General features: G+C 62.3%; 8 protein-coding genes. 1 reads left to right on the forward strand and 7 read right to left on the reverse strand.

From position 1 onward, the window contains the following. Window positions 1–3 precede the first annotated feature (3 nt). From nrdF to IE125_RS03540, 7 genes are all read right to left on the reverse strand, one after another. Complete coding sequence (nrdF, locus tag IE125_RS03510; protein ID WP_189443775.1) at window positions 4–984, reverse strand: class 1b ribonucleoside-diphosphate reductase subunit beta; 981 nt, start codon at window positions 982–984, stop codon at window positions 4–6. Window positions 985–1059: 75 nt separating this feature from the next. After that, entirely contained in the window at window positions 1060–3231 is a 2172-nt protein-coding gene (gene nrdE, locus IE125_RS03515) for a class 1b ribonucleoside-diphosphate reductase subunit alpha (protein WP_229808905.1), read from the reverse strand. Beyond that, window positions 3213–3617, reverse strand: a complete 405-nt coding sequence (gene nrdI / locus IE125_RS03520) for a class Ib ribonucleoside-diphosphate reductase assembly flavoprotein NrdI (protein ID WP_189443230.1) — start codon at window positions 3615–3617, stop codon at window positions 3213–3215. The genes nrdE and nrdI overlap by 19 nt, the downstream gene beginning before the upstream one ends. A 97-nt stretch (window positions 3618–3714) precedes the next feature. Beyond that, complete coding sequence (gene nrdH / locus IE125_RS03525; RefSeq protein ID WP_189443231.1) at window positions 3715–3939, reverse strand: glutaredoxin-like protein NrdH; 225 nt, start codon at window positions 3937–3939, stop codon at window positions 3715–3717. Window positions 3940–4399: 460 nt separating this feature from the next. Beyond that, the gene (gnd, locus tag IE125_RS03530; protein WP_189443232.1) at window positions 4400–5305 is read right to left on the reverse strand and encodes a phosphogluconate dehydrogenase (NAD(+)-dependent, decarboxylating); all 906 of its coding nucleotides are present in this window, start codon (window positions 5303–5305) and stop codon (window positions 4400–4402) included. A gap of 236 nt (window positions 5306–5541) precedes the next feature. After that, window positions 5542–6756, reverse strand: coding sequence for a 5-demethoxyubiquinol-8 5-hydroxylase UbiM (ubiM, locus tag IE125_RS03535; protein ID WP_189443233.1), 1215 nt, complete (start codon window positions 6754–6756; stop codon window positions 5542–5544). Window positions 6757–6912: 156 nt separating this feature from the next. Next, window positions 6913–7101: a hypothetical protein gene (locus IE125_RS03540; RefSeq protein ID WP_189443234.1), complete on the reverse strand. Its 189-nt coding sequence runs from the start codon at window positions 7099–7101 to the stop codon at window positions 6913–6915. A gap of 290 nt (window positions 7102–7391) precedes the next feature. On the opposite strand from IE125_RS03540, the gene IE125_RS03545 reads away from it, so the two are divergent. Further along, complete coding sequence (locus IE125_RS03545; RefSeq protein WP_189443235.1) at window positions 7392–7865, forward strand: DUF2501 domain-containing protein; 474 nt, start codon at window positions 7392–7394, stop codon at window positions 7863–7865. Window positions 7866–7926 lie beyond the last annotated feature (61 nt).

The following is a 7926-nucleotide window of genomic DNA, read 5'->3' on the forward strand; positions in this document are numbered from 1 at the left end:
TGCTCAGAAAGCCCAGTCCTCGTCTTCGGTGCTGACGGTCTTGCCGATCACGTAGGAGGACCCGGAGCCGGAGAAGAAGTCGTGGTTCTCGTCGGAGCCAGGCGAGAGCGCAGCGAGGATCGCCGGGCTGACGTCGGTGACACTCGCCGGGAACAGCGCCTCGAAGCCCAGGTTCATCAGCGCCTTGTTGGCGTTGTAGTGGAGGAACTTCTTGACGTCTTCGGTCAGGCCCACGTCGTCATAGAGCGCTTCGGTGTACTTGACCTCGTTGTCGTAGAGCTCATGCAGCAGTTCGTAGGCGTAGATCTTGATCTCTTCCTGACGCTCCGCCGGCAGCTGGGCGAGCTGGCGCTGGAACTTGTAGCCGATGTAGTAGCCGTGAATGGCCTCATCGCGAATGATCAGGCGAATCAGGTCGGCGGTATTGGTCAGCTTGGCGCGGCTGGACCAGTACATCGGCAGGTAGAAACCGGAGTAGAACAGGAACGACTCGAGGAAGGTGCTCGCGACCTTGCGCATCAGCGGGTCTTCGGCGCGGTAGCGCTCGAGAATCAGTTCCGCCTTCTTCTGCAAAAACGGATTCTCCTCGCTCCAGCGATAGGCGTCGTCGACGTCGCGAGTGTGGCAGAGCGTGGAGAAGATCGAGCTGTAGGAGCGCGCGTGGACCGACTCCATGAAGCTGACGTTGGTCAGCACCGCTTCTTCGTGCGGCGTCACTGCGTCCTCGATCAGCGTCGGCGCGCCGACCGTACCCTGGATGGTGTCGAGCAGCGTCAGCCCGGTGAACACGCGGATGGTGAGCTGCTGCTCGTGCTCGGTCAGCGTGTTCCAGGACGGTATATCGTTGGAGAGCGGAATCTTCTCCGGCAGCCAGAAGTTGCCGGTGAGGCGGTTCCAGACTTCCAGGTCCTTGTCATCCTGGAGGCGGTTCCAGTTGATCGCATCGACCCGGCTCAGATGGCGGGCGGCAGATGTGGCGGGCATATCCATGAGAGTGTTCTCGTTCGGTGGGCGCCGGCTGGGACGCCGGCGCGTTCCAACAAATTCAGACAGTCGGGCTTAGAGGGTGCAGGAAACGCAGCCCTCGACTTCCGTTCCTTCAAGGGCGGCCTGACGCAGACGGATGTAGTAGATCGTCTTGATACCTTTGCGCCAGGCGTAGATCTGCGCCTTGTTGACGTCGCGGGTCGTCGCCGTGTCGCGGAAGAAGAGCGTCAGCGACAGGCCCTGGTCGACGTGCTGGGTCGCCTCAGCGTAGGTGTCGATGATCTTCTCGGGGCCGAGCTCGTAGGCGTCCTGATAGTATTCCTGATTGTCGTCGCGCAGGTACGGCGCCGGATAGTAGACGCGACCCAGTTTGCCTTCCTTGCGGATCTCGACCTTGGCCGTGACCGGGTGGATGCTCGAGGTCGAGTTGTTGATATACGAGATCGAACCGGTCGGCGGGATCGCCTGCAGGTTACGGTTGAAGAGTCCGTGGGCCATGACCGAGGCCTTCAGCTCGCGCCAGTCGTCCTGCGTCGGCACGTGAATCCCGCTCTTCTCGAACAGGCCACGCACCTTCTCGGTCTTCGGCTCCCAGGCACGCTCGGTGTACTTGTCGAAGTACTCGCCGCTGGCGTAGGTCGACTGCTCGAAACCGGCAAAGCGCCGGTCGCGCTCGATGGCGATCCGGTTGGAGGCGCGAATGGCGTGGAACGCGACGGTGTAGAAGTAGATGTTGGTGAAATCCAACCCTTCCTCGCTGCCGTAGAAGATGCGCTCACGGGCCAGGTAGCCGTGCAGGTTCATCTGACCCAGGCCGATCGCGTGGGACTTGGCGTTGCCTTCGGCGATCGACGGCACGGAAGTGATGTCGCTCATCTCGGAGACCGCGGTCAGCCCGCGGATGGCGGTCTCGACCGTGGCGCCGAAGTCCGGCGAATCCATGGTCTTGGCGATGTTGAGCGAGCCCAGGTTGCAGGAGATGTCTTCGCCGATCTTGCGATAGCCGAGGTCGTCGTCGTAATCGGTCGGGGTGTTGACCTGCAGGATCTCGGAGCAGAGGTTCGACATGTTGATACGACCGTGAATCGGATTGGCGCGATTCACCGTGTCCTCGAACATCAGGTACGGATAGCCGGACTCGAACTGCAGCTCGGCAATGGTCTGGAACAGCTCGCGAGCGTTGATCTTCTTCTTGCGGATACGCCCGTCGGCGACCATCTCGTCGTACTTCTCGGTGACGCTGATGTCACCGAACGGCACGCCGTAGATACGCTCGACGTCGTAGGGCGAGAAGAGATACATCTCCTCGTTGCGCTTGGCCAGCTCGAAGGTGATGTCCGGCATCACGATACCGAGCGACAGGGTCTTGATGCGGATCTTCTCGTCGGCGTTCTCGCGCTTGGTGTCGAGAAATCGCAGGATGTCCGGATGGTGCGCGTTGAGATAGACCGCACCGGCGCCCTGACGCGCACCGAGCTGGTTGGCGTAGGAGAAGGCGTCCTCGAGCATCTTCATGATCGGGATGATGCCGGAGGACTGGTTCTCGATGCGTTTGATCGGTGCACCGGACTCGCGCACGTTGGAGAGCGAGAAGGCCACGCCACCGCCGCGCTTGGAGAGCTGAAGCGCCGAGTTGATGGAGCGCCCGATGGACTCCATGTTGTCCTCGATGCGCAGCAGGAAGCAGGAGACGAGTTCGCCACGCTGCTGCTTGCCGCAGTTGAGGAAGGTCGGCGTCGCCGGCTGGAAGCGGCCGTGAATGATCTCGTCGACCAGCTGCTTTGCCAGCGTCTCGTCGCCGCGCGCGAGCGACAGCGCGACCATGCAGACGCGGTCCTCGAAACGCTCGAGATAGCGTTTGCCGTCGAAGGTCTTCAACGTGTAGCTGGTGTAGTACTTGAACGCGCCCAGGAAGCTCTGGAAACGGAACTTGACCGCATAGGCCTGATCGAACAGCGCCGTGACGAACGCGAAGTCGTACTGATCGAGCACCTGCTGCTCGTAGTAGCCCTCTTCCGTCAGATAGTCGAGTTTTTCCTTCAACGAGTGGAAGAACACCGTGTTCTGGTTCACGTGCTGCAGGAAATACTGACGCGCGGCTTCGCGATCCTTGTCGAGCTGCAGATGCCCCTCGGCATCGTACAGGTTCAACATCGCGTTGAGCGCGTGGTAGTCGAGCGTCTTGGCGTTGTGATCGGCAGCGGGTCGCGTTGCCGTCTCTTTTTCTAGGCTGAGCGTTTCCAAAATTCATTCACCCCTGCAAGAACGCGATGGACATCCTCTTCGGTGCCCATCAGTTCGAACCGATAAAGAAGCGGCACCTGACATTTCCGCGCGATCACGCGTCCAGCGAGGCCGAAAGCCGCGCCGAAGTTGGTGTTGCCACCCGCGATCACGCCCCGGATCAGGGACCGATTGTGTGCATCGTTGAGAAACCGGATGACCTGCGGTGGCACCGAGCTCATCGGATCACCGTCACCGTAGGTCGGCACGACGAGAATGTAGGGCTCGTCGACGTGCAGAGGCTGATCGTCACGGTTCAGTGGAATACGGGTGGCCGGTAACCCCAGTTTTTCCACGAAGCGCCGCGTGTTGCCTGATTTGGTCGAAAAATAGACCAGCTCAGCCATGACGGTTCTCCTGCGCCTCTGCGCGGTTCAGGCACCGCGGGCAGACCCCGCGACGACCTGGCAAATACGAAGAACAGAAAAAAGCAGAAAGACGATCTCAGGCAACCAGCGTGCTGATCTTGTCCGGACGGAAACCGGCCCAGTGATCTTCACCGGCAACGACGACCGGCACCTGGCGATAGCCCAGATCCTGCACGCGCTGCATCGCATCGGCGTCTTGCGTCAGGTCGACCACGGTATAGTCGATTCCTTGTTTGTCCAGCGCGCGATAGGTCGCGTTGCACTGGACGCAGGCAGGTTTGCTATAGATCGTGATGCTCATGATAATCGTTACCATCCGTGACGTGATGAGACGCCCATCGAGTGCGATGGCGCGGGCCTGGTCAGCGGCCTGAATCACGACATTGCGTCGCCCTTGCCGCCTCTGAAAAACACTATATCTGGTAGGGAATGAATTTTCCAAGCATAGATGTGGTTTTTTTCTGTGCGATTCCTGTGGACAAATCAGGCCCCTTCTGGAGCCCGCACCAGAGCCCGCCTCCCGCCCTGTCAAGCGACGAAAAGGGGCCTTTTGCACCACCGAAAACGCCGATCGACTTGTGTCGATCGGCGTTGCGCCACACCAGATATGGTAGTCACTGATCGACGGGGGACGATCGATCCACAGCCACGGAAAGAGCGGTCGACAGCCAGTGACTTCGACATACGCCTGTCGATGTAAAACTTATCGATGTCAACCCTGGCGATGTAAAACCTGACGATAGAAACCCTATCGACAGACCTCAGGAAGACTTGATGGCATGCCCCCCGAACTCGTTGCGCATGGCGGCGAGCAGCTTGTCACCGTAAGAGTCCTTTTCGCGCGAGCGCAGGCGCTCGAGCAGCGACAGCGTGATCACCGGGGCGCTGACATCGAGCTCGATCGCTTCGGATATCGTCCAGCGTCCCTCGCCGGAGTCGGACACATAGGGCGCGATACCGGCAAGCGCCGGATTCTTGTCGAGTGCGTTGGCAGTCAGGTCGAGCAGCCAGGAGCGCACCACGCTACCGTGACGCCAGACCTCGGCGACCTGATGCAGGTCGAGATCGAACTCGGCCTTTTTCTCCATGATCGCAAAGCCTTCCGCATAGGCCTGCATCATGCCGTATTCGATGCCGTTATGGACCATCTTGGTGAAGTGCCCCGCGCCGCTCGGGCCGACGTGCCCCCAGCCTTTATCGGCAGCCGGCGCCAGCGCTTCGAACAGCGGCGTGAGCGAGTCGACGATGGCCGTCTCGCCACCGACCATCATGCTGTAGCCCTCTGCGAGCCCCCAGACGCCACCACTGGTGCCGACATCGACATAGTGCAGACCGCTTGCGCGAAGCGTCTGCGCGCGTCGCACCGTGTCCTTGTACATCGAATTGCCGCCATCGATGACGATATCATCGGCGGAAAGCAGTGACTTGAGCTCGTCAAGCAGCGTATCGACGAGCTCGCCAGCCGGCACCATCAGCCAGACGATGCGTGGAGAAGGCAGGGCCTCGACCGCTGCCGCGAGCGATTCAGCCGGTTCGATCCCTTTCTCGGCGGCGCGGGAGAGCGCCTCCTTTCCCGGATCGGACCCGACGACCCGGTGTCCGCCGCGCACCAACCGCTCGGCCATGTTCGCGCCCATGCGCCCGAGACCTACCATGACAAGATCCATGTGAGCTCCTCTGACTGGAGAGTATCGTCAGCATCGCCGGAGCCCCACGATATCGGCACGACGAAACCTGACGCGTCCTCTCCCAGAATAGCGGAAAACGCGAACACGCAGATGTCATGCCGGAGCCGATGTCATGGCGGAAAGACCAGCGTCGGCCGCCGGTCGCGATCACCTCGAGAAACGACGCGATGGCCGGCCAGCCACGGGAACGAGAACCCCGAGCGCGCCAGGCTCGATCAGCGGTCGCCGCCCGCACGCATGAGATGCCCCGCGATCAGGCGACGTACCGGCCAGGCAGCGCTGCCTGCGCGCAGCACCGCCTTGCGCAGCAGTCGTGCCGGCGGCCTGTCGTCAGTGTAAAGACCGACGATGGCCATCGTCGCCGCAAACAGGGGGCCAGTCGCCAGGCGCTGCTCGCGCTGGTAGCGTTTGAGCAGATCGCGACTGGCGATGGGCTGCCCGGCCGATCGAGCCTCGCCGATCAACGATACCAGTCGCCACAGCCCCTGAAGCCCGAGGTTGAAACCGTGCGCGGTTACCGGATGCATGCCGACCGCCGCATCGCCGATCAGCGCCTGGCGCGGCCCGACGAACCGCTCGGCATAGACGCTCGCCAGCGGATAGCGATGCGGCTCGGCGGCTCGGGTCATCGGGCCAAGACGATGCGCGAAGCGACGCGTGATATCGGCATTGAAGTCACCCTCGGACAGCGCCATCAGCGCCTCCATCTCTGCCGGCGGCAGCGTCAGCACCACCGAAGAGCAGAATTCGCTGACCGGGAGCAGCGCCAGCGTCTGCCCGTGGCCGAACCACTCCCAGGCGCTCTGGTCGTGCGGTTCTTCATGCTGCATGCGACAGACCAGCATGTGCTGGCCGTGCTGGAAGGTGTGCGCGGGGGTGCCCATCGACCGGCGCGTGGCGGAGAATCGGCCGTCGGCCGCGACCAGCAGTTCGGCGCGAACCGACTCGCCGTCACCGAGGCGTAATTCGACGCCGGCATCCGTTGTCTCGTGGCGCTCGATCTCGCGACCGTCTCGCCACAGGATCTCCGCGCCGACCGAATCCGTTGCCGTCGCCGCCTGATAGGCCGCTCGGCGGATGACTCGGTTGGGCACCAGGCAAGCGAGCGGGTCGTCGCTGGCGGCGCCCGGCGCAATCTGCATCGCGAAGAGGGATTCGCCATCGAAGACCCGGGCAGCTCGCATCGGCGCACGCTCGGCATCCGGCACCCGCGGCCAGACGTCGAGCGCCTCCAGGATGTCTCGAGACGCTCGCGTCAGCGCGATCTCACGCCCGTCGTTGCCGGGGTCCGACATGGCGCCGCGCGGCTGACGGTCGATCAGCATCGCGCTGATTCCACGACGCGACAGCGCCTTCGCGAAGCAGAGCCCGATCGGCCCCGCGCCCACGATGGCGACATCGACGCCTGTCGGAGAAACGCTATCCCCCATTGCTGTGCCACTCCCTGCCGTGAAGGGCTTCAACGGTACCGGAAAAGCGCCACGCGGCGAAGCGCGGACAGCAAAACGGCGCCGCAGCGGCGCCGTTCCCACCGTGACCCAGCAGCCTTCCATGACCCAGCCCTGGTGTCACTAGCACTATCCACCTCAATGCTCTTCGTCGTGGATTCTCGTCCGCCCGGTCTTGTCCTTGAAGACCTTCTCTTCGAATTCGACCTCGAGATGCTTCTCGCCTTTCTGAATCAGGCGATGGTACTCCAGACCGCTGAAGCTCAGTTCCAGCTGATCGTCATACTGCTCGAGCAGTTCGCGAAAATCGCCGACCGTGATGATCATGTCATCTCCTGTTGATCGTCCATTGATCGTGGAAACGGGGAACCCTGCTCCCCGCCGTCACTCCAAGCGTAGGATCTGAACGGCCCTGACGCGACTCCAGACGAAGGCCAGCAGCACGGTGTCGAGACTTGGACAAGCCCCGCGCCTTGCTCTAGCGTGGTCACGTCACCAACCGCATCGGATCGCGCACGGTCGACGCATCGCCGTCACGCATTGTTTTCATCGAGGGGAAACCCTTTTTTCCGAACCCGACCCATCAGGGTTCGTCATGTGCAAGGAGCACCGTTTTCATGAAGCTACGTCACCTTTCCGCCGCCTTGATCACCACGACGCTGGCGGTATCGCCGCTGGCCTCCGCATTCAGCATGGACAGCGTCAAGAAGCAGGCCGGCGAGATGATGTCCGGCCAGTCATCGCAGAGCGCGAGCACCGCCACCAGCACCAGCGGCGCCTCACTGCTCAGTTCGCTGGGCTCCGGTTCGATGAACCTCGGCAGCATGCAGAACGTGGCTGGCGTGCTCGGCTACTGCCAGGAGCAGGGCTATACCGAGAGCGCCACCGACAAGGTCAAGAACAGCCTGCTGTCGAAGCTCGGTGGCGAGAGCGAAGCCGCCGAGAGCGATAGCTATCAGCAGGGGCTGAGCGGTTTGCTGCAGGGCGGCAACGGCCAGACCTTTAGCCTGACCAGCCTCAAGGACAAGGTCGGCGAGAAAGCCTGCGGCATGATTGCCGACAAGGCGATGTCCTCTTTCCTCGGCGGCTGATCGACGATGTCGCGCGCCGCCCCCCCGGCGGCGCTATCGACGCCTGTCATGGCGCTTCGGC

The organism is Salinicola rhizosphaerae (genome assembly GCF_014652715.1).
Lineage (GTDB): Bacteria > Pseudomonadota > Gammaproteobacteria > Pseudomonadales > Halomonadaceae > Salinicola > Salinicola rhizosphaerae.